Source organism: Bittarella massiliensis (ex Durand et al. 2017), from assembly GCF_009876955.1.
GTDB classification, from domain to species: Bacteria; Bacillota; Clostridia; order Oscillospirales; family Ruminococcaceae; genus Bittarella; species Bittarella massiliensis.
Genome location: NZ_WWVY01000055.1, coordinates 1 through 1,416, shown reverse-complemented (window position 1 = coordinate 1,416; position 1,416 = coordinate 1). Strand labels below are relative to the sequence as shown.

Annotated in this window: 3 protein-coding genes; all 3 read left to right on the top strand. The window is 58.3% G+C overall.

Features of this window, described 5'->3' with window-relative positions:
* Window positions 1-489: hypothetical protein (locus GT748_RS15085; RefSeq protein ID WP_205301344.1), on the top strand; the 489-nt coding region annotated here is incomplete at its 5' end.
* Window positions 486-1,103 (top strand): hypothetical protein, encoded by a 618-nt coding sequence (locus GT748_RS15080; RefSeq protein ID WP_161222420.1) that lies wholly within the window; start codon window positions 486-488, stop codon window positions 1,101-1,103. The genes GT748_RS15085 and GT748_RS15080, both read left to right, overlap by 4 nt.
* 20 nt (window positions 1,104-1,123) lie before the next feature.
* Window positions 1,124-1,416 (top strand): hypothetical protein (locus GT748_RS15075; RefSeq protein ID WP_161222419.1); only part of this gene is annotated, 293 nt, incomplete at its 3' end.

The window sequence follows — 1,416 nt, the reverse complement described above, 5'->3', positions numbered from 1 at the left end:
CACTGCAGTGCGTTCCGCATGCCGTCCGCGGATGCGATATCCGTGACGTACCGGGATGGAGAGTATTCCATCCAATACCCTGAGTGGACGCAGGCGGTGGATCTGTTCGACCATCCAAACGTCTTTATCGCGGAAGTGGATAACCCGGATCTTGATTCGTCCATGCGGGCCGTATCAGTCAACGACAGGCCGGACAGCGTTTTTTCCACTGTAAACCTGGGACGGCGGGTCGTGTCCTATGAGAAGCTGGACAACATTGCGTCTCAGGCGGAGCTGCAGGCATATGCGGACAACAAGCGGTTTAAAAGCCTGCAGTCCACGGAGACCCGCACATTTTACACCGGCCCCAGCGGGCGGCACGCCGTTTTTGACCTGGTGGAGCTGGTGCGGGATGGTGAGAGCACGCTGTACGAAGAGACAGGCTGGCGGTTGGAGCTGGAACAGCCGTACAAAATGACCCATACGGGAAAGAGAGTGGTGTATCTATGATCCTGGAGACGTATCAGGAGCAGCAGGCCATCGTGCAGCCGGACCCGCCCGGCCAGTCCTTCGCCACGGTGGGTACTGTATACGAGGACGGCATCGCGCTCATCTTCAACGGGGCGGAAACGGAAAGCCTGAAGCATTACAAGTGCAACACGGCCGTGCGGTTCGCTGCCGGCCAGCGTGTGCGGATCATTGAGGACAGCGGCACCTATGTGGTGGAGTATCCGGTGGGCGCGCCTGCGCAGAGCATCTACGCGGACAGCGCCGCACGGGCCGCCTATGCATCCGAGGCGGGATATGCGGAATCCGCTGGAAAAGCAGCGACAGCCACAAAAGCAGACACCGCCGCCAGCGCGGGCTCAGCGGATACCGCGAAAAGCGCAGAGACCGCTGAGACGGCGAAAACTGCAAAGAGTGCGGAAACTGCGGTTGAAGCGGAGACCGCGGCCACGGCTGAATCTGCTGCAAAAGCAGACTTTGCCACACGCTCAGGCCAGGTGGACAATCTCGCCGGAAACTATGCGGATATTGTGTTCTCCTACAGCACGCAGGGGACTTTGCTTGTCCGGACTACAAGGGACAGCCAATGGACCAAACTCACCGGCTCCGTTGTCTGATCAATTTCTTGGAGGTTCTTATGGCTATTTCGATTGAGTTCAAAGACAAATATGTGTACTTTGGGCCGGAGGCCGGCCTGCATACACAAGGCGAAGCACGCGCGGAGGTCTACGACGTCACCGGCCCACGCTATCACGACGGGCACGACCTGTCCGCGATGACCTGGTATGTGCGCGCTTCCCATCCGGACTATATGACCCTTATAAACAAGCAGCTGGGGGTTTCCGTAGATCCCGACAATGAGGGGCAGATTATTATTACCTGGCCTGTGGAGGCGGATTTCACTGCGTATGCCGGACAGTTGGATGTGCA

What these genes read in the sequence shown, in the direction of transcription:
- GT748_RS15080 (WP_161222420.1), top strand. Translation starts at nt 486, where the DNA reads ATGATCCTGGAGACGTATCAGGAGCAGCAGGCCATCGTGCAGCCGGAC.